We start from the raw sequence: 19,488 nt of genomic DNA, 5'->3' as shown, positions 1-19,488 counted from the left end.
ATCGCTGGCGCGATGTGTGCAGCCGGTGAAAACGCGTTACCGACGGGTACCCAAAGGGCGGAACGCCGCCTACGCTCGCCCTCATGACGGACTCGCAGGCCCCCGCCGCCCCCTCGGTTCCCGACGCCCCCGCCGCGCAGGACGGAGCGGCCGCGCCCGCCGGCGCGACCAACCCGGTCGCGCCCGCGCCCGCCGGCGTGCGGACCGCCGCCGACGTCGTGACGCCCGAGGTGGCCGCCCGGCTCGTCCGCGGGGTCGTCGGCTCCGGCCGTACCGCCAACCACACCCCCTTCACCGGGGAGAAGCTGGCGGAGCTGCCCGAGTCCACCCCCGAGGACGTCGCCGAGGCCTTCGCGCGCGCCCGCGCCGCCCAGCCGGCCTGGGCCGCCACCCCGGTCAAGGCCCGCGCCGCCGTCCTCCTCCGCTTCCACGACCTCGTCCTCCAGCGACAGTCCGAGGTCCTCGACCTCATCCAGCTGGAGACGGGCAAGGCGCGCCTCCACGCCCACGAGGAGGTCCAGGCGGTCTCCGTCGCGGCCCGCCACTACGGCCGCAAGGCCGCCTCTTACCTGCGCGCCAAGCGCCACACGGGAGTCGTACCGACCCTCACCAAGGTCACCGAGCTGCGCCAGCCGCGCGGGGTCGTCGGCCAGATCGCGCCCTGGAACTACCCGCTGGAGCTCTCCGTCGGCGACGCGCTCCCCGCCTTCGTCTCGGGCAACGCGGTCGTCATGAAGCCCGACACCGAGACCGCGCTCACCGCACTGTGGGCCCGTGACCTGCTCGTCGAGGCCGGGCTGCCCGCCGAGGTCTTCCAGGTCGTCCTGGGCGAGGGCCCGGTCGTCGGCCCCGAGGTCGTCAAGCACGCCGACTACGTCTCCTTCACCGGCTCCACCCGCACCGGCCGCGAGGTCGCCCAGGGCGCGGCGGCCCGGCTCGTCGGTGTCTCCCTCGAACTCGGCGGCAAGAACGCGATGCTCGTCCTGAAGGACGCCGACATCGAGAAGGCCGCCGCCGGAGCCGTCCGCGCCTGCTTCTCCTCCGCGGGACAGCTCTGCATCTCCATCGAGCGGCTGTACGTCCACGAGTCGATCGCCGACGCCTTCCTCGACCGCTTCGCCGCCCGCACCAAGGCCATGCGGCTCGGCAGCTCCCTCGCGTACGGGGCGGACATGGGCTCCCTCGTCGGCGACCGGCAGCTGGAGACGGTCACGAAGCACGTCGAGGAGGCCGTCGCCAAGGGCGCCAGGCTCGTCGCCGGCGGCGTCGCCCGCCCCGACATCGGCCCCCTCTTCTACGAGCCGACCATCCTCGACGGCGTCGAGGCCCCGATGGCCGTCTGCTCCGAGGAGACCTTCGGCCCGGTCGTCTCGATCTACCGCTTCACGGACGAGGACGAGGTCGTCGACCTCGCCAACGCCACCCCGTACGGCCTGAACTCCTCCGTCTGGACGAAGGACTCGCGCCGCGGCCACGCCGTCGCGGCCCGGCTGCGCACCGGCACCGTCAACATCAACGAGGGGTACGCGCCGGCCTACGGCAGCGTGCAGTCCCCGATGGGCGGCATGAAGGACTCCGGGCTCGGCCGCCGCCACGGATCGGAGGGCATCCTCAAGTACACCGAGGCCCAGACCGTCGCCCAGCAGCGGCTGATGCCGCTCGCGCCGTCCTTCGGCATGGACGACGAGAAGTACGCCGCCGTGATGAGCCTGTCCCTGAAGGCGATGAAGGCCCTGCGCCTGCGCTGACGCCCGGACGCCGCCCCGGGCCGGACCCCGGGCCGGGCTCCCGACCGCTACCGCCCCTTTCCGCCCTTTCCGTACGAGGAGAGCCATGACCGCGGTACCCCCTACCCAAAATCAGGAGCAGGCGGAGGACGACGCGTACGACTACGACGTCCTCGTGGTCGGCTCCGGCTTCGGCGGTTCGGTCACCGCCCTCCGGCTCACCGAGAAGGGCTACCGGGTCGGCGTCCTGGAGGCCGGGCGCCGCTTCACCCGCGCGACCCTGCCGAAGAACTCCTGGGACGTGAAGAACTTCCTGTGGGCCCCGGCCCTCGGTCTCTACGGCATCCAGCGCATCCACCTGCTGGGCAACGTGATGGTGCTCGCGGGCGCGGGCGTCGGCGGCGGCTCCCTCAACTACGCCAACACCCTCTACGTACCGCCCAAGCCGTTCTTCGACGACCCGCAGTGGAAGGGCATCACCGACTGGCAGGACGAGCTGCGGCCGTACTACGACCAGGCGCAGCGGATGCTCGGCGTGCGGCTCAACCCGACGACGACCCCCTCGGACGTGCACCTCAAGGCGGCCGCGCAGGCCATGGGCATCGGCGACACCTTCCACATGGCGCCGGTCGGGGTCTTCTTCGGTGACGGCAAGGACGCCGTCGGCGGGGAGGGGGGCGGCACGGCGAAGGCGAAGCCGGGCGGGGAGGTCGCCGACCCGTACTTCGGCGGCGCCGGCCCGGCCCGGCGCGCCTGCACCGAGTGCGGCGAGTGCATGACGGGCTGCCGCCACGGCGCCAAGAACACCCTGAACGAGAACTACCTGCACCTCGCCGAGAAGGCGGGGGCCACCGTCCACCCCATGACCACGGTCGTCACCGTCACCGAGGACTCGCGGGGCGGCTACGCGGTGCAGACCCTCCCCACCGACAACCGGAAGAAGGGGAAGGGCCGGACCTTCCGCGCCCGCCGCGTGGTGATCGCGGCCGGTACGTACGGCACGCAGACCCTGCTGCACCGGATGAAGGACGGCGGGCTGCTGCCCCGGATCTCGCAGCGGCTCGGCGAGCTCACCCGTACCAACTCCGAGGGCCTGGTCGGCGCGCAGACCACCGACCGGCGCTACCGCAAGCGGCACGGCAAGGCGAAGGCCGACTTCACCAAGGGCGTCGCCATCACCTCCTCGATCCACCCCGACGCGAACACCCACATCGAGCCGGTGCGGTACGGCAAGGGCTCCAACTCCATGGGCGGACTGACCGTCCTCCAGGTGCCCTACGGGGCCCACCGGGTGCGCAACTGGTTCCTCAACCTGCTCCGGCACCCGACGCTCGCCGCCCGCTCGCTCTCCAACTGGCACTGGTCGGAGCGGACCATCATCGGGCTGGTCATGCAGTCCCTGGACAACTCCCTGACGACCTACCGCAAGCCCGGCGGACTCGGAAAGGGCCTGCTCACGGCCCGCCAGGGGCACGGCGCGCCGAACCCGGTCCAGATCCCGGAGGCCACCCGGGCCGCGACCCTCCTCGCCGAGGAGATCAACGGCTTCGCCGGCTCCAACGTCGGCGAGCTGATGGGCACCCCGCTCACCGCCCACTTCCTGGGCGGCTGCCCGATCGGCGCCGATGCCGCGTCCGGCGTCATCGACCCGTACCACCGGCTCTTCGGCCACCCGGGGATCTCTGTCGTCGACGGGGCGGCCGTCTCCGCCAACCTCGGCGTGAACCCGTCCCTGACGATCACGGCGCAGGCGGAGCGGGCGATGTCCTTCTGGCCGAACAAGGGCGAGGAGGACCCGCGGCCGCGGCAGGGAGAGGCGTACGTACGGCTCGCGGCGGTCGAGCCGAAGTCGCCGGCGGTCCCGGCCGGGGCCTTCGGCGCCCTGCGGCTGCCGTTCCTGGGGATCCCGGCGGTCCCGCCGAAGAAGGACCCGGAGAGCCGGGCGTGAGCCGGGCATGAGCCAAGCGTGAGCCAGGCATGAGAAAAGGCGCTGCACCCCCCTCCGAGTGCAGCGCCTTTCCTGCTTTTGGTGATGCTGCATAGATGACCCGCGACCGACGGGATTGGTTGTAGCGGTTGCACAGGATCTTCGTGTGACGCGCGTCACGCTGGAGCTTCGGGAGGTGCGGGCGCACGGGAAAGGGCCCCGTGCCGCGATTCCGGTCGCGGTACGGGGCCCTTTGGCGTCGGCGCCGGGGGGTTGCGCCGAGCGGAGAGAAACGAAGGAGGAGGGGGAGCGGGAGGAGAGGGGGACGGGGTTCGGGGTTTCGTTCTGAGCCGGTTGCGGCCGGCCCCGGGCGTCCCCGGGGCCGACCGCCCTTTCTGGGTGACCGGGCTGCTGTCCCCTGCTGCCCGGCCACACGCGCTGGTGCGAGGTCCCACGGCGCACCGGAGGTACGCCACACGCCCCAGCGAAGCCACGCGTGGTTTCTACGGGCCCGCCCCTGGCTGGCACGGACAACCGGACCAACGAAGCCGGGTCCGGGGCGGTCACGCGCCGTACGGGTGAGAGCGGTACCGAACTCAGATGCGGGCCCTACCCGGACGCCGTCGTTCAGATGCGACCCCGGCACAGCTCCAGCATGGTCATCGCGAGGGCCGTGCCGGGCTTGCCCAGCGCGTCACGGAAGTGGCCGAGGACCTCCATCTCGCGCGCCAGGTTCACCCGGCGGCCGCCGGAGGAGATCCGGGCCTCCTGGATGACGGCCGAGACGGCCATCCGTTCCTGGATGAGACCGATGATCCGGTCGTCGAGGGAGTCGATGCGCTCACGGGCGTCCCCGATCAGCGTCGCCGCCTCGTCGGTACGGGCGCCGGTCTTCTCGGTCTGGGTCAGGGCGGTCATGCGGGGCTCCATGGGGTGTCGGGTGCGGAGCCCCGGGGCGACACGGCCCGGAAACGACAGAACGCCCCGGGCCTTGTCGGCCCGGGGCGCCTGGGAAGTCGCTTGTCAGTTGCTCAAGCAGCACGACCATGGCAGCCGGACGGGCCGGTGCCATAGGTAAAGACGAAGGTCGAGAGCTTGCGCATGGCGACAGTATGGACCCCGCCGCGGACCCCGGGCCAACCCGGGTTCGGATGGTGAGACGAAAAGTGCTACCGGCGCGCCGGTAGAATCGACAAATAGCACCCCCCTTCGGGGGACCCCCTCCTACCGCCGGAAGGCCGCCGTAGTGTCATCAGCGACCCCCGCTGCCGCGCCCGACGTCTCCAACCCGGACGTAGTCCTCGTTGTCGACTTCGGCGCCCAGTACGCCCAGCTCATCGCCCGCCGCGTCCGTGAGGCCCGGGTCTACAGCGAGATCGTCCCGTCCACCATGCCGGTGGCCGAGATGCTGGCCAAGAACCCGAAGGCGATCATCCTCTCCGGCGGCCCGTCCTCCGTGTACGCGGAAGGCGCCCCCCGCCTCGACCGTGCGATCTTCGAGGCGGGCGTCCCCGTCTTCGGCATGTGCTACGGCTTCCAGCTGATGGCGACGACCCTCGGTGGCACCGTCGACAACACCGGAGCCCGTGAGTACGGCCGTACGGAGCTGCACGTCTCCAAGGCCGGTTCGACCCTCTTCGAGGGCACCCCGGTCGAGCAGTCCGTGTGGATGTCGCACGGCGACGCCTGCTCCGCCGCCCCCGAGGGCTTCTCCGTCACCGCGTCCACCGACGTCGTGCCGGTCGCCGCCTTCGAGAACGACGAGAAGAAGCTCTACGGCGTCCAGTACCACCCCGAGGTGCTGCACTCCACGCACGGCCAGCAGATCCTGGAGCACTTCCTCTACCGCGGCGCCGGCATCGAGCCCAGCTGGACCACGGGCAACGTGATCGAGGAGCAGGTCGCGGCCATCCGCGCCCAGGTCGGCGACAAGCGCGCCATCTGCGGTCTCTCCGGCGGCGTCGACTCCGCCGTGGCCGCCGCGCTCGTGCAGAAGGCCATCGGCTCGCAGCTCACCTGCGTCTACGTCGACCACGGTCTGATGCGCAAGGGCGAGACCGAGCAGGTCGAGAAGGACTTCGTCGCCGCCACCGGCGCCAACCTGAAGGTCGTCGACGCGCAGGAGCGCTTCCTCGACGCGCTCGCCGGCGTCTCCGACCCGGAGACCAAGCGGAAGATCATCGGCCGCGAGTTCATCCGGGTCTTCGAGCAGGCGCAGCTGGAGATCCTCCAGGAGGAGGGCCCCGAGGTCGCGTTCCTCGTCCAGGGCACGCTCTACCCGGACATCGTCGAGTCCGGCGGCGGCACCGGCACCGCCAACATCAAGTCCCACCACAACGTCGGCGGACTCCCCGACGACATCGAGTTCCAGCTCGTCGAGCCGCTGCGCCAGCTCTTCAAGGACGAGGTCCGGATGGTCGGCCAGGAGCTCGGCCTGCCCGACGAGATCGTCCAGCGCCAGCCCTTCCCCGGCCCCGGCCTCGGCATCCGCATCGTCGGCGAGGTCACCAAGGAGCGCCTGGACCTGCTGCGCGAGGCCGACGCCATCGCCCGCGAGGAGCTCACCGCGGCCGGTCTCGACCGCGAGATCTGGCAGTGCCCGGTCGTCCTGCTCGCCGACGTCCGCTCGGTGGGCGTCCAGGGCGACGGCCGCACCTACGGTCACCCGATCGTGCTGCGCCCCGTCTCCTCCGAGGACGCGATGACGGCCGACTGGTCGCGCCTGCCGTACGACGTGCTGGCGAAGATCTCGACCCGCATCACCAACGAGGTCGCCGACGTGAACCGCGTCGTCCTCGACATCACGAGCAAGCCCCCGGGCACCATCGAGTGGGAGTAGTCGCTCCCGCAGGTGCCTGAAGCCGTCGTCCCGGTGCTCCGGGGCGGCGGCTTCGGCGTGTTCACGTCCGGACTCTGGTGACTTGCCCGGCCGGGCGTTACCTTCCGGCGCATGAGCGTGATACCCGTGCCCGTCCCCGTCGACCGGCTCCACTTTGCCATGCCGCCCGTCCACGCGACGGCCGAAGAGGAACGCACCCACCGCAGACAGCGGCTCGCGGGCGCGCTCCGGCTCTTCGGACGGCTCGGATACGAAGAGGGCGTCTCGGGCCACATCAGCGCCCGCGACCCGGAGTTCCCCGACTGCTACTGGGTGAACCCCTTCGGGGCGCCCTTCGAGGACCTCACCGCGAGCGACCTCGTCCTCGTCAACGGCGACGGGCAGGTCGTCCGGGGCGGCCAGCACGTGAACCAGGCGGCCTTCACCGTCCACGCCCAGGTCCACCGGGCCCGGCCCGACGTCGTCGCCGTCGCCCACACCCACTCCCTCCACGGGCGGGCGCTCGCCGCCCTCGGCGAACTCCTCGACCCGCTCACCCAGGAGGCGTGCGCCTTCTACCAGGACCACGCCCTCTACGACGCGTACACCGGCGTCACCGTCGACGCCGAGGAGGGCCGCCGGATCGCCCTCGCCCTCGGCACGTTCAAGGCGATCGTGCTGCGCAACCACGGGCTGCTCACCGTCGGCACCTCCGTCGACGCGGCGGCCTGGTGGTTCATCGCCATGGAACGCTGCGCCCAGGTCCAACTGGCCGCGCGGGCAGCCGGGAAGCCGGTGCCGATCGACCACCGGGACGCGGTCACCACCCGCGAGCAACTGGGCAGCGACCTCGTCGGCTGGATCAACTACCAGCCGCTGTGGCGCAGGATCAGCCGAGCGGAGCCCGAACTCCTGTCGTAACACCATCGCTTCACCCTTCTGTACGTCAATGCGATGGCGCGGCAATCACTCTCCGGCGGGGCGCACACGGCAGCTCCGGGAGCCGCCGGTGCGACACAATTCCGGTGAATCAACGGCTGGTTGACCGTTCGGCACGCATCGGAGCGCACCGGAAAGCATCGGAACGGGTCGTGAAGTGAGCTCGGGAAGTGAGCACCGTGGCGGTTCAAGAGGCGAGACAGTACGGCGAACACGCGACGGCCTGCGCCGGCTGCGCCCACTGCGGGAAGGCCGGCCACCGGCGCGCGGTCGCCGCCTTCCTCGCCCGGCGGGACGAGCTGGCCGCCGGGCACGGCGTCCCCGCGGCCGTCGCCCACTCGCCCGTCGCCGCCCGCCAGTGGGTCTCCGACGAACTGGCGCAGTCCGCCCGCGCCGTGGCCATGCGGGGCCGTGAGGCCGGCGTGGCCTGGCTCGACCGGGTACGCAGCGGGGGCATCGGCGCCGTCTGGGGCGCCGTCCTCGCCCTCCTGCTCGGCCAGGCCCTCACCGCGATCGGCACCGGCTGGACCGGTGCCCGCACGGCCGGGCTGTGCACCGCCCTCGTCCTCGCCGTCCTGCTCAGCGCCGCCGCGCACGCGCACCGGGCGCGCGGCGGTCTCCTCGCCCCGCTGATCGGCGAGGACAACCGGCTCTCCACCACCCGGGCCGTCGCCGGCGCCTGGCTCCTCCTCCTCGGCTTCACCCTCCTCTTCCTGGCCTTCCGGTCGCCCGGCCCGGCGGCCTTCGGGCTCTCCCGGGGCGCCGGCCTGCTCACCGTCTTCGCCCTCGTCTCGGCGGTCACCGTCGCCGCCCGCCTCGTCGTCTCCGTCCGGATCGCGGCCTGCCGCCTCCAGAAGGTCCGCGCCGACCGCCCGCGCGCCGCCGACCTGCTCTGCGACGACGGCGGCCGGGCCAGCCTCGCCGACGTCCAGTACGTCCTCGTCTCCTGCGCCGTCCTGGCCCTGACGGCCGTCGGCCTCGCCGGCGACCCCGGCCGGCTCCCCGAGGTGCCGTGGTCGCTCGTCCTGCTCCTCGCCGTCTCGGCGGCCTGGCACCTCGCCGCGAAGTGCACCGAGGGCGTCCGTCCCACGATCCACTCCGTGGTCCGCTCCCGGGAGGCGGGCGACCTCGACGCCCCGATCCGTACCGGCGACGACATCGAGATCCGCGGCTGCGGGTTCGTCCCGCCGGGCGCCGCCGCCCCCGATCCGCTGACCCGGCTGGTCGTGCGGATCGGCACCGTCCACGCCCACGTCCCCCTGGTCCCGGTCCCCGGCGGCTTCGCGAACCCGACGGACGCGGCCCTCACCGTCCCCCTCCCGGCGGACGTGGAGCCGGGCCGGGTGGAGGTCTCGGTCGTGACGGCGGCGGGCGTCGAGACCAATCGGGTCACGATCGACGTCGTCGACTGAGCGTCCGGCCCCCTCCACGTGTCCCTGGGGCCGAGGTCCGAGGAGAATCGTTCCGCGAACAGTCGTACGGGGCATGGAGAGGTGACCGACGATGGCGGGACAAGCGGACCGGACGAACGGCACGAGCGGCGACCCGGGCGCCTCCGGCGGCGCCGGCGGGTCCGACGGACCCGACCGCCGTGCGGAGCGGAAGGCTCGCCTCGCCCGGTGGGAGGCCACCTTCGCCCAGTGGAAGGCCGTCGCCTCCCGCTACGCCCTCGTTCCGCTGCGGCTCTTCCTCGGCGTCACGTTCGTCTACGCCGCGTTCGACAAGCTCACCGACTCCGCCTTCTTCGCCGCCGACGGCAGCGGCTCCATCGGCGAGACGATGCGCGCCGTGCGGGACAGCTCGGCGATCCCCGGCCTCGTCGACCTCGCCCTCAAGAACCCCAGCGGCTTCGGGTACGCCATCGCCTTCGGAGAGCTCGCCGTCGGGATCGGGACCCTGCTCGGCCTCTACGCCCGCGTGGCGGCGCTCGGCGGCGCGCTGATCTCCCTGAGCCTGTGGCTGACCGTGAGCTGGCAGGTGAACCCGTACTACCTGGGCAACGACCTCGCCTATCTGATGGCCTGGCTCCCGCTGCTGCTGGCCGGGGCGTCCGTGCTGTCGGTGGACAGGCTCCTCGCCGATCGACGGCGCCGCACGCGATAGGCGACCCAGGTCGTGAGGGCGGCCGCGCCCAGGCCGCCGCAGAGCACCGGGATCACCGTGTACCAGGGGGTCGTCCAGGCCCCGGCGGCGTCGCCCGCGTAGAGGGCGGCGAGGGCGAGGGCGGTGAGGCCGACGAGCAGCCGGCCGGGGCGGAACTCATGAAGCAGCACGGGTGACCTCCACCTGTCCGATTCCGACCTCGAGCGAGAGGTCCAGCGTGCCTGCCGGGACGGTCCCGGCCGGCGGGGCGATCGTGCGGGTCTCGACGCGGTCCGGGGCGATGTCGATGTCGTCCGCGGGCTGTCCGGGAAGCTGCACGTCGCCGAGGCCCACCTCGGCGTGGAGCTTCACGACCACGTCCTTCGGGACGATCACCTTGAGCTGCCCGGCGCCCACCTCGGCCTGGGTGGTGACGGTCGTGCCCGCGGGGACCGGGAGCGCCGACAGGTCGAGCAGACCGGCGCCGGTGCCCAGCTCGTAGCGGGGCTGCACCGCGGCGACCGTGGCCGGCTTCCACGTCTCGCGGACCCAGTCCGTGGTGATCCGGTCGGGCAGGGCGACCGCCCCGGCGAGCAGGCAGGCCGTGATCACGGTGTGGACGACCGTCCCGAAGCCGGTGCGGCCGAGGAAGCTGCTGACGACCAGGCCCAGGCCGAAGACCGCGAGGGCGGCCACCAGACCCGTCTGCAGACTCCGGCCCAGCGGCTCGGACTCCCAGGTGAGCGCCGTGCCGGCGACGGCCGCGAGCAGCGCGAGCAGATGGACGATCCCCGCGATGGAGAGCGGACTCCGGCGGACGGACGGCTTCGGCCGGTCGGTGCGGGAGGGACCCGGCGACCACTGGCTTCCCGGCTTCGGCACCTTGCCGTCGACCTTGCCGTCCTCGTCGATGAGGCCGTGCGGCCCCCAGAGGTAGCCGAGGGCCACCGGGCCCGTCGACCCGTCCTTGACGATCGGGTCCTTCCACCAGGACTGGTGCGCGAAGCGCGGCGGGGCCTTGGTCTCGGGAGGAGCCTCGGCGACCATGTGGGAGGCCGCCGCCTCGATCCGGCTCTCCGCCTCCCCGACGGCCGCCCGGCGCCGCGACCAGACCGCCGCACCGCACACCGCGAGCGACAGCAGCATCGTGAAGCCCAGCATCGACCCGCTGCGCAGCATCGACAGGAGGATCCCGCAGCCGATCAGCGCCATCAACACGGCCGTGAGCGAGGCTCCGGAGACCCGGCCGGTCAGCAGTCTGCGGCCCTCGTTCTCGTCCTCGCCCGCGAGCGGGAGGAGCAGCCACGCGAAGCCGTAGAAGATCAGGCCGACGCCGCCCGTCACGGACAGCACGCCGACCGTGATCCGGAAGATCACCGGGTCCAGGTCGAAGTGCCGGCCGAGACCGGCGCAGACCCCGCCCACGACCTTGCCGCTCCGCGAGCGCTGCAGAGGCAGCGAGGCATCGGCCTCCGCCGGCGGCGGGGCCTCGTGGGTCGAAGGCTTCGAACTCGTCATGCGTCCATGGTGACGGCCCGTGACCCGCCGCGGCACCGGGATCGACCCTGGCCCGACCCTGATATTCGAAGGGGTCTCGCCCCCGAGGCGTTACCAGGGACGATCTCAGGGCGGACCCTGATGTCCGGGGCGGGCCGAACGTGTGACGATCGGTGCATGTCCGCAGCCGCTCGTGTCACCGAGACCGACGAACCACCCGTGCGCAGGCTCTACCGGAGCGCCGACGGGCGGTGGCTCGGCGGTGTCGCACGCGGCCTCGCGGGCCACCTCGGGCTTCCGGTCGTCTGGGTGCGCGCGCTGTTCGCGGTGCTCGTCCTCACGGACGGGCTCGGCGCCCTGCTCTACGCGGTCTTCTGGATCGTCGTCCCGCTCGGCGTGGGCGGCCGGGCCGCTCCCCGCCCCGTCTTCGAGACCACGCCGGACGGCCGCCGCCGGCTGCGCAAGCCCGACCGCGGACAGGTCTTCGCGCTGATCGCGCTGACGGTCGGCGGCGCGATCCTCGTCGGGAACATCAACGTCGACAACGAGTTCGGACGGTACGTCTGGCCCGTCCTCCTCATCTGCGGCGGCGTCATCCTCGTCTGGCGCCAGGCGGACAACGCCCGCCGGGCCAGCTGGACCGATGTCGGACGGCGCAGACGCACTCTCCAACTGGTCCGCGGACTCGTCGGTGTCGCGCTCGTCGGCACGGGCCTCGCGGTCTTCCTGGTGGTCCGCGGCTCCGTCGCCCAGCTCGGGACGGCCCTCACCGCCTCCGTCGCGGTCCTCACCGGGATAGCCCTGCTCGCCGGACCCTGGCTGGTCCGGATGTCGCAGGACCTCACGGAGGAGCGGACCATGCGCATCCGCGCGCAGGAGCGCGCCGAGGTCGCGGCCCACGTCCACGACTCGGTGCTCCACACCCTCACGCTGATCCAGCGCAACGCCGACGACGCGGGGGAGGTGCGCAGGCTCGCCCGCGCGCAGGAGCGGGAGCTGCGGAACTGGCTGTACAAGCCCGAGGGCACCGGCAGGGACGAGGAGGAGCCCTCGACGCTCGCGGAGGCGGTCAAGAAGGCCGCGGCCGAGGTCGAGGACAAGCACGGGGTCCCGCTGGAGGTGGTCGTCGTCGGCGACTGCCCGCTGGACGAGAAACTGACGGCACAGATGCAGGCCGCGCGCGAGGCGATGGTGAACGCCGCCAAGTACGGTGGCGAGGGCGGGGCGGTGCAGGTGTTCGCCGAGGTCGAGGGCCGCACGGTCTTCGTCTCGGTGCGGGACCGGGGTCCGGGTTTCGACCTGGACGCGGTGCCCGAGGACCGGATGGGCGTACGGGAATCGATCATCGGCCGTATGCAGCGCAACGGCGGTTCGGCCAGGCTGCGGTCCGTGCCGGACGGGGGAACCGAAGTGGAGCTTGAGATGGAGAGGGCGGACGGATGAGCGACGAGACCGGGGCGACGACCGGGACCGAGGCGGGGGCGGAGACGCCGGGGACGGAGCGCCGGGTGCGGGTCGTGCTCGTCGACGACCACCGGATGTTCCGTACGGGAGTGCAGGCGGAGATCGGCAGGACCGAGGTCACCGGGGTCGAGGTGGTCGGCGAGGCCGCCGACGTCGACCAGGCGGTCACGGTCATCACCGCGACCCGGCCCGAGGTCGTCCTCCTCGACGTCCACCTTCCGGGTGGCGGCGGCGTCGAGGTGCTGCGCCGCTGCGCGAACCTGATGGGGGCCGCCGAGGACCCGGTCCGCTTCCTGGCGCTGTCCGTCTCGGACGCGGCGGAGGACGTGATCGGGGTGATCCGGGGCGGCGCCCGCGGCTACGTCACGAAGACGATCACCGGCACCGACCTGGTGGCCTCGATCTTCCGTGTCCAGGAGGGCGACGCCGTCTTCTCCCCCCGCCTGGCCGGCTTCGTCCTCGACGCCTTCGCCTCGACGGACGCGCCGCCGGTGGACGAGGACATGGACCGGCTCACGCAGCGGGAGCGCGAGGTGCTGCGGCTGATCGCCCGCGGCTACGCGTACAAGGAGATCGCCAAGCAGCTCTACATCTCGGTGAAGACGGTCGAGTCGCACGTCTCGGCGGTGCTGCGGAAGCTCCAGCTCTCCAACCGCCACGAGCTGACCCGCTGGGCCACCGCCCGCCGCCTGGTCTGAGCCGAAGCCCGCCGGCGGCTTCCCACCGGGCTCACCCCACCCGGGTCGCTCCGGCGAAGGGCATCTCGTCGATCGGGGCGATCCGCACCGGGGCGCCCGGGCGGGGGGCGTGGATCATCTGGCCGCCGCCGATGTAGAGCCCGACGTGGCTGATCCCCGAGTAGAAGAAGATCAGGTCACCGGGGGCGAGCTGGGAGCGGGAGACGCGCTGCCCGGCGTTGATCTGGGTGTACGTGGTGCGCGGCAGGGAGACGCCGGCCGCGCGCCAGGCCGCCTGGGTGAGGCCGGAGCAGTCGTACGCGGACGGACCCGTCGCTCCCCACACGTACGGCTTGCCGAGCTGGGCGCGGGCGAAGGAGATGGCCTCGGCGGCCCGGGTGTTCGGGGCGGTCACGGGGCCGCGCTCGCCGCCCGATGAGCGGTCGGCGCGGGCCGCGGCCGAGCCGCCGGTCGCGAAGGTCGCGGCCGCCGTGCCCGTACCGCCGCTCGTCCCACCGGTCGCGCGCGTGCCGTCCGGGGCGCGGCCGCTGTCCCGGGCCGCGACGGCGGCGTCGTACCGGGCGCGCTCCTCCGCGGTCAGCCGGGCGAGCAGGGTCCTGGCCGCCTCCAGCTTGCCGAGGACGGCCGCCTTCTGCCGCCGCAGTTCCTCCTCGTGCCCGCGCAGCGTGGTCAGCTTGCCCGCGGCCTCGCCGCGCAGCTGCCGGAGCGCGCCGAGCTCGCGCCGTACGGCGGTGACGGCCGCCGCCTGCCGGTCCCCGGCCTTCTCCGCGAGGGCCGCCCGCTCCAGGTACTCGTCGGGGTCGGAGGTCAGGGCGAGCTGTACGGCGGGGTCGAGGCCGCCGGAGCGGTACTGCGCGGTGGCCATGGCCCCGAGCCCGTCCCGCGCGGTGTTGAGCCGCTCGGTCCTGCGGGCGGCCTCGTCGCGCAGCCGGTCGAACGCCGCGCGGGACGCGTCGGCCTGCTCCTTCGCCCCGTTGTACTTCTCCGTCGCGACCTCGGCCTCCTGGTACAGCCGGTCGACCTTCGCCTTGACCTGGGCGGTCGTGAGGCGGGGGTCCGCGTGCCCGGACCCCTCGAAGAGCGTCGCGGTCGCCGCGGAGGCGAGGGCGAGGGTGGCGGCGGTGCGGACCGCCGGGCCGCCGAGCGGGGACTGCCTGGGTTTTCGGTGCGCTGCCACGAGGGCGGGTCACATCCTCTTCCCTGCGGGGGAACGGTGCCCGCCGGGCCGACGGCGGGCCGCACAGGGGAGACGGACCGCCGCCGGGTTTTCCTGGCGGGGATGGCCGGCAGCCGCCGGGTGACCGGCGGTGGTGGGAGCCGGCCACCTGCTGGAGGACGCTAAACCGGGGGGTCACGCCCGGGCAGCGACTTGACCGCTATTGGCGTCAGGTGACGGACATGGACCGATCTTTTCCGTCCGGGATGACGGGCCGGGGGACATTGCGGCAGACGACCGACCGAAGCGGCGGAGGGAGTGGACCCGGCCGGAGAGCGGTGCTAAGGCCCCGGTTAGGCTCCGCCCCATGGACGTACTCATCAATGTCTTCGTCGCCCTGCACATCATCGGTATCGCCTCCCTCCTGGGCGGATTCCTGACCCAGATGAAGGCGATGGGCGCCGGTACGGCCCGCTTCACCCCGGCGATGCTGCACGGTGCGCTGGTCATGCTGATCACGGGCGTCGCGCTCGTCGGCCTCAACCAGGCCGACGACCAGACCGTGAACAACCTCAAGATCGGCATCAAGCTGGCCGTGCTCGTCGTCGTCCTCGGCCTGGTCTACGTCAAGCGGGACGAGGAGAAGGTCGACAAGGGCGTCTTCGCCGCGGTCGGCGCCCTGACCACGGCGAACATCTTCATCGCGACCCTCTGGACGTGACCCGCTCCGGGGGAGCGTGACGCCTTCCCGGACGCCTTCCCGGACGCGTTCCCGGGGGAGCGTGACGAAGGCCGTCCCCAAGGCGGACCCGGATGTCGGTGGGGCGTCCTAGACTCGTGAGGCGATGAGCAGCCTCTTTGACGACAGCTTCCTGGCCGGCCTCCAGAACCACTCCTCGGGGGAGGCCCCGCCCCCGCCCGAGGACGACGAGCACGGCGCCCACACCCCGGACGAGGTCCCGCACGACCTCTTCGGGGAGCACTTCGACGCGCCCCCGCCCCGGGACGCGTATTACCGCGACGGCGCGGCGCGTCCTGTCGTCGACCCCGCCGCGCTCCTGGACGGGCTGAACGAACAGCAGCGCGCCGCCGTCGTCCACACGGACACCCCGCTGCTCATCGTCGCCGGAGCCGGCTCCGGCAAGACCCGGGTGCTCACCCACCGCATCGCCCACCTCCTGGGCACGCGGCACGTCCACCCCGGCCAGATACTGGCGATCACCTTCACCAACAAGGCCGCCGGCGAGATGAAGGAGCGCGTCGAGCAGCTCGTCGGCCCGCGCGCCAACGCCATGTGGGTCATGACCTTCCACAGCGCGTGCGTCCGCATCCTGCGCCGAGAGTCGAAGCGCCTCGGCTTCACCTCGTCCTTCTCGATCTACGACGCCGCCGACTCCAAGCGCCTGATGTCCCTGGTCTGCCGCGACCTGGACCTCGACCCGAAGAAGTTCCCGCCGAAGTCCTTCAGCGCCAAGATCTCGAACCTGAAGAACGAGCTGATCGACGAGGAGACCTTCGCCGACCAGGCCGCCGACGGCTTCGAGAAGACGCTCGCCGAGGCGTACCGGATGTACCAGGCGCGGCTGCGCGAGGCCAACGCCCTGGACTTCGACGACATCATCATGACGACGGTCCACCTGCTCCAGGCGTTCCCCGACGTCGCCGAGCACTACCGCCGCCGCTTCCGCCACGTCCTCGTCGACGAGTACCAGGACACCAACCACGCCCAGTACACGCTCGTACGGGAGCTCGTCGGCACCGGCTACGAGGACCTCGGCCCGGCCGAGCTGTGCGTCGTGGGCGACGCCGACCAGTCGATCTACGCCTTCCGCGGCGCGACCATCCGCAACATCCTCCAGTTCGAGGAGGACTACCCGGACGCGACGACGATCCTCCTGGAGCAGAACTACCGCTCCACGCAGACGATCCTCTCCGCGGCCAACGCGGTCATCGAGCGCAACGAGTCCCGCCGCCCCAAGAACCTCTGGACGAACGCGGGCGCGGGCGCGCAGATCACCGGCTACGTCGCCGACACCGAGCACGACGAGGCGCAGTTCGTCGCCGACGAGATCGACCGGCTCACGGACACCGGCGAGGCCAAGGCCGGCGACGTCGCCGTCTTCTACCGGACCAACGCCCAGTCCCGCGTCTTCGAAGAGATCTTCATCCGCGTCGGACTGCCCTACAAGGTCGTCGGCGGCGTGCGCTTCTACGAGCGCAAGGAGGTCCGGGACGTCCTCGCGTACCTCCGCGTCCTCGCCAACCCCGAGGACAACGTCCCGATGCGCCGCATCCTCAACGTCCCCAAGCGGGGGATCGGCGAGCGCGCCGAGGCGATGATCGACGCCCTCTCCCTGCGCGAGAAGATCACCTTCCCGCAGGCCCTCAAGCGGGTCGACGAGGCGTACGGCATGGCCGCGCGCTCCGCGAACGCCGTGAAGCGCTTCAACGCCCTCATGGACGAGCTGCGCACCGTCGTCGAGTCCGGCGCGGGCCCCGCCGTCGTCCTGGAGGCCGTCCTGGAGCGCACGGGCTACCTGGCCGAACTCCAGGCCTCGACCGACCCGCAGGACGAGACCCGCATCGAGAACCTCCAGGAACTCGCCGCCGTCGCCCTCGAATTCGAGCAGGAGCGCGGCGAGGAGCCCGCGACCCTCGCCGAGTTCCTGGAGAAGGTCGCGCTCGTCGCCGACTCCGACCAGATCCCGGACGAGGACGAGGAGGGCCGGGGCGTCATCACCCTCATGACGCTGCACACCGCCAAGGGCCTCGAATTCCCGGTCGTGTTCCTCACCGGCATGGAGGACGGCGTCTTCCCGCACATGCGCGCCCTCGGCCAGGCGAAGGAGCTGGAGGAGGAGCGGCGCCTCGCGTACGTCGGCATCACGCGCGCCCGCGAGCGGCTCTACCTCACGCGCTCGTCGATGCGCAGCGCCTGGGGCCAGCCCTCGTACAACCCGGCCTCGCGCTTCCTGGAGGAGATCCCGCCCGCGTACCTGGAGTGGAAGCGGACCGGTCCGATGGCGAAGCCCGCCGGGCCGACCTCGGGCATCACCTCCTCGCTCTCCTCGTCCCGCGCGCGCTCCGGCCCCTCGGGCTTCGCGACCCGGCGCGCCGGCGAGAAGCCGGTGATCTCGCTCCAGATCGGCGACCGCGTCACGCACGACCAGTTCGGTCTGGGCACGGTGACGGCGGTGACGGGAGTCGGCGCGGACGCCCAGGCGACGATCGACTTCGGCGACGAGAAGCCGAAGCGGCTGCTCCTGCGGTACGCGCCGGTCGAGAAGCTGTAGCGCGGACTCGTACGTCGCACGAGAAGGGCCCCGGCTTCCGCCGGGGCCCTTCTTCGTACGCGGATGAAGGTCAGCTCGTCGGGTCGAGCCCGTGGCTGCGCAGCCAGGCCAGCGGGTCGATGGCGTAGCCGCCGCCCGGCCGGACCTCGAAGTGGAGGTGCGGGCCGGTGGAGTTGCCGGTGTCGCCGGAGTACGCGATGACGTCGCCGGCCTTGACCTGGCCGTACCGGATCTTGGCGCTGCTGAGGTGGCAGTACCAGGTCTCGGTGCCGTCGGGGGCGGTCACGATCACCATGTTGCCGTAGGCGCTGTTGATCTGGGTGCGGACGGTGCCGTCCGTCGCGGCCATGACGGGCGTGCCGGTCTGCACGGGGAAGTCGATGCCGGTGTGCACGGACATCCAGTTGACGCCGGACTGGCCGAAGCGCGCGCTGAGCCGGTGGAGCTCCACCGGCAGCATGTACTTGGGGCGGAGCGCCTCCTTGCGGGCCGCTTCCTCCTCGCGCTTCTTCTTGTCGGCCGCCTGGCGGGCCTTCAGATCGATGCGCTCCTGGGTGCGGCTCGCGCGGTCGCCGAAGTCGCGGGCGTCCTCGCTGAGCGCGGCGAGCTGGGTGTCCAGCGCGCTGTTGGCGGCGACCTGCTTGACGGAGCCGGGGTCGGCCGCGGCGAGCGCGGTGGTGTCCTTCTTGCCGCCGTCGGTGGTGGGGTTGGTGAGCCCGCCGACGGAGGCGGCGGCGATGCCGGCGACGCCCATGACGCAGGCGGAGGGGACGGCGACGGTCAGCAGGGCGGACCGTTTCGCGGGCGTACGGCGGCGACCGCGGCTGCTGCCGGAGCCGCGGCGCACGGGGCGGCCCGCGAGCGGGGGCTCCGTGCGGAGCTCGTCGGTGTACGGGGCGGGCTCGTCGGTGTGGTCGACGGCGTACTCGTCGGTGTACTCGGCCGGCTCGTCGGTGTACGCGACGGACTCGTCGGTGTAGGCGACGGGCTCGTCGGCGTACGCGACGGGCTCGTCGGTGTACTCGGCGTGGGCGACGTCGTCGTGGACGGTGTCGCCGTGGAAGCCGTCGTCGACGACGGTGTTGTTGTCGACGACGTCCACGAGCTCGTCGGCGTAGACGAACTCGGCGGTGTGGTCCGGCTGCGGGGTGTACTGCTGCGGTACGTGCGGCTCGGCCTCGGGGGCCACCACCTGGTTCCAGGCGGTCGCGTCGTACGCGCCGGTCTCGGTCGCGAAGGCGGGGGCCGCCCACTGGCCGGTGGCGTCGTAGGCCTCGTACCCGTACGCGCCCTGGGCCGCGTACGCGCCGGCGTGGACGGTCTCGTACTGGCCGGTCTGCTGGGCGTCGGTCCAGGCGGACGCATCCCACTGGCCGGTGGTGTCGTACTGCTGCGCGCCGGTGTCGTACTGCGCGTGCGGGGCGGCGCTGCCGTAGGGGTCGGTGGCCTGCCACTGGCCCGTGGTGTCCCACTGGCCCGTCGTGTCGTACTGCTGCTGACCTGCGGTGTCGTACTGACCGGTCATCCCGTACTGGCCGAAGTCCCACTGACCACTGTGGTCGGCCTGACCCGTGGGGTAGGCGCCGAACAGTGGGTCGACGGCGAAGCTGCCTGTGAGGTGGGCGTCGTCTCCGACGTACCCGGCGTGGGGTTGCTGGTCGTTCACCAACGTCTCTCTCGCCTCGGCAGCAGGACCATTCCGGGGCGGGCCCCATGAGGGGTGTCCCGGGGGAAGCAGTGGCGCGACTGTACCCGGCGGTATGCGCAACCGACAATCTTCGAAGGGGTTTGGGCCCACAGGAAACGGGCAATCGGCCGTGTTTCGCCAGCTCGGGGAGAGAGCTTTGGCCTTGTGTTCGAGGAACGTTCGAAGAACGCGGCGTGGCG

General features: G+C 72.2%; 15 protein-coding genes. 10 read left to right on the top strand and 5 right to left on the bottom strand.

The window, feature by feature from the left end:
* Nucleotides 1–83: 83 nt before the first annotated feature.
* Both ASC82_RS22510 and ASC82_RS22505 read left to right on the top strand, forming a co-directional pair.
* Nucleotides 84–1,748, top strand: coding sequence for a succinic semialdehyde dehydrogenase (locus ASC82_RS22510; protein ID WP_056651079.1), 1,665 nt, complete (start codon nt 84–86; stop codon nt 1,746–1,748).
* A gap of 85 nt (nt 1,749–1,833) precedes the next feature.
* Nucleotides 1,834–3,675, top strand: a complete 1,842-nt coding sequence (locus ASC82_RS22505) for a GMC family oxidoreductase (protein WP_056651076.1) — start codon at nt 1,834–1,836, stop codon at nt 3,673–3,675.
* Between the two features lie 606 nt (nt 3,676–4,281).
* Here ASC82_RS22505 and ASC82_RS22495 read toward each other — a convergent pair.
* The gene (locus ASC82_RS22495; RefSeq protein ID WP_277815661.1) at nt 4,282–4,584 is read right to left on the bottom strand and encodes a chorismate mutase; all 303 of its coding nucleotides are present in this window, start codon (nt 4,582–4,584) and stop codon (nt 4,282–4,284) included.
* Nucleotides 4,585–4,900: 316 nt separating this feature from the next.
* Between ASC82_RS22495 and guaA the strand changes: the two genes are divergently transcribed.
* The 4 genes from guaA (at nt 4,901) to ASC82_RS22475 (ending at nt 9,514) form a co-directional block, all read left to right on the top strand.
* A complete protein-coding gene (gene guaA / locus ASC82_RS22490; protein ID WP_056651069.1) occupies nt 4,901–6,493 on the top strand; it encodes a glutamine-hydrolyzing GMP synthase in 1,593 nt (530 codons plus the stop codon).
* 111 nt (nt 6,494–6,604) lie between these two features.
* Nucleotides 6,605–7,393, top strand: a complete 789-nt coding sequence (locus ASC82_RS22485) for a class II aldolase/adducin family protein (RefSeq protein WP_056651067.1) — start codon at nt 6,605–6,607, stop codon at nt 7,391–7,393.
* A 188-nt stretch (nt 7,394–7,581) separates the two neighbouring features.
* Nucleotides 7,582–8,823, top strand: coding sequence for a hypothetical protein (locus ASC82_RS22480; RefSeq protein ID WP_079039426.1), 1,242 nt, complete (start codon nt 7,582–7,584; stop codon nt 8,821–8,823).
* A 91-nt stretch (nt 8,824–8,914) separates the two neighbouring features.
* On the top strand, nt 8,915–9,514 hold the full coding sequence (locus ASC82_RS22475; protein WP_079039425.1) for a DoxX family protein: 600 nt from the start codon (nt 8,915–8,917) through the stop codon (nt 9,512–9,514).
* Here the strand turns inward: ASC82_RS22475 and ASC82_RS29635 are convergent.
* Both ASC82_RS29635 and ASC82_RS22470 read right to left on the bottom strand, forming a co-directional pair.
* On the bottom strand, nt 9,421–9,684 hold the full coding sequence (locus tag ASC82_RS29635; protein WP_079039424.1) for a hypothetical protein: 264 nt from the start codon (nt 9,682–9,684) through the stop codon (nt 9,421–9,423). The genes ASC82_RS22475 and ASC82_RS29635 overlap by 94 nt on opposite strands.
* Nucleotides 9,671–11,011, bottom strand: coding sequence for a PspC domain-containing protein (locus ASC82_RS22470; protein WP_056651064.1), 1,341 nt, complete (start codon nt 11,009–11,011; stop codon nt 9,671–9,673). The genes ASC82_RS29635 and ASC82_RS22470 overlap by 14 nt, the downstream gene beginning before the upstream one ends.
* 156 nt (nt 11,012–11,167) lie before the next feature.
* Here ASC82_RS22470 and ASC82_RS22465 point away from each other — a divergent pair, with 156 nt between their 5' ends.
* Together ASC82_RS22465 and ASC82_RS22460 are read left to right on the top strand one after the other, a co-directional pair.
* On the top strand, nt 11,168–12,433 hold the full coding sequence (locus ASC82_RS22465) for an ATP-binding protein (protein ID WP_056651061.1): 1,266 nt from the start codon (nt 11,168–11,170) through the stop codon (nt 12,431–12,433).
* Nucleotides 12,430–13,152 (top strand): response regulator transcription factor, encoded by a 723-nt coding sequence (locus ASC82_RS22460; protein WP_056651059.1) that lies wholly within the window; start codon nt 12,430–12,432, stop codon nt 13,150–13,152. The genes ASC82_RS22465 and ASC82_RS22460 overlap by 4 nt, the downstream gene beginning before the upstream one ends.
* Nucleotides 13,153–13,183: 31 nt before the next feature.
* Here the strand turns inward: ASC82_RS22460 and ASC82_RS22455 are convergent, their stop codons facing one another.
* A complete protein-coding gene (locus tag ASC82_RS22455; protein ID WP_056651054.1) occupies nt 13,184–14,329 on the bottom strand; it encodes a C40 family peptidase in 1,146 nt (381 codons plus the stop codon).
* 346 nt (nt 14,330–14,675) lie between these two features.
* Here ASC82_RS22455 and ASC82_RS22450 point away from each other — a divergent pair, with 346 nt between their 5' ends.
* The gene (locus ASC82_RS22450) at nt 14,676–15,029 is read left to right on the top strand and encodes a hypothetical protein (RefSeq protein ID WP_056651052.1); all 354 of its coding nucleotides are present in this window, start codon (nt 14,676–14,678) and stop codon (nt 15,027–15,029) included.
* Between the two features lie 124 nt (nt 15,030–15,153).
* Complete coding sequence (gene pcrA / locus ASC82_RS22445) at nt 15,154–17,601, top strand: DNA helicase PcrA (protein ID WP_056651049.1); 2,448 nt, start codon at nt 15,154–15,156, stop codon at nt 17,599–17,601.
* 70 nt (nt 17,602–17,671) lie between these two features.
* On the opposite strand, the gene ASC82_RS22440 is transcribed toward pcrA, so the two are convergent.
* Entirely contained in the window at nt 17,672–19,267 is a 1,596-nt protein-coding gene (locus ASC82_RS22440; protein WP_056651046.1) for a M23 family metallopeptidase, read from the bottom strand.
* Nucleotides 19,268–19,488: the final 221 nt, after the last annotated feature.

This window comes from Streptomyces sp. Root431 (assembly GCF_001426585.1).
Lineage (GTDB): Bacteria > Actinomycetota > Actinomycetes > Streptomycetales > Streptomycetaceae > Streptomyces > Streptomyces stackebrandtii.
The sequence above is the reverse complement of the archived record's forward strand: the minus strand, read 5'-3'. Positions and strand labels throughout refer to the sequence as shown.

Excerpts from the sequence above, each read along its gene's own strand:
- ASC82_RS22460 (WP_056651059.1), top strand. The coding sequence starts at position 12,430 with ATGAGCGACGAGACCGGGGCGACGACCGGGACCGAGGCGGGGGCGGAG.
- ASC82_RS22495 (WP_277815661.1), bottom strand. The coding sequence starts at position 4,584 with ATGGAGCCCCGCATGACCGCCCTGACCCAGACCGAGAAGACCGGCGCC.
- ASC82_RS22475 (WP_079039425.1), top strand. The coding sequence starts at position 8,915 with ATGGCGGGACAAGCGGACCGGACGAACGGCACGAGCGGCGACCCGGGC.
- ASC82_RS22510 (WP_056651079.1), top strand. The coding sequence starts at position 84 with ATGACGGACTCGCAGGCCCCCGCCGCCCCCTCGGTTCCCGACGCCCCC.
- ASC82_RS22450 (WP_056651052.1), top strand. The coding sequence starts at position 14,676 with ATGGACGTACTCATCAATGTCTTCGTCGCCCTGCACATCATCGGTATC.
- ASC82_RS22505 (WP_056651076.1), top strand. The coding sequence starts at position 1,834 with ATGACCGCGGTACCCCCTACCCAAAATCAGGAGCAGGCGGAGGACGAC.
- pcrA (WP_056651049.1), top strand. The coding sequence starts at position 15,154 with ATGAGCAGCCTCTTTGACGACAGCTTCCTGGCCGGCCTCCAGAACCAC.
- ASC82_RS22485 (WP_056651067.1), top strand. The coding sequence starts at position 6,605 with ATGAGCGTGATACCCGTGCCCGTCCCCGTCGACCGGCTCCACTTTGCC.
- ASC82_RS22465 (WP_056651061.1), top strand. The coding sequence starts at position 11,168 with ATGTCCGCAGCCGCTCGTGTCACCGAGACCGACGAACCACCCGTGCGC.
- ASC82_RS22470 (WP_056651064.1), bottom strand. The coding sequence starts at position 11,011 with ATGACGAGTTCGAAGCCTTCGACCCACGAGGCCCCGCCGCCGGCGGAG.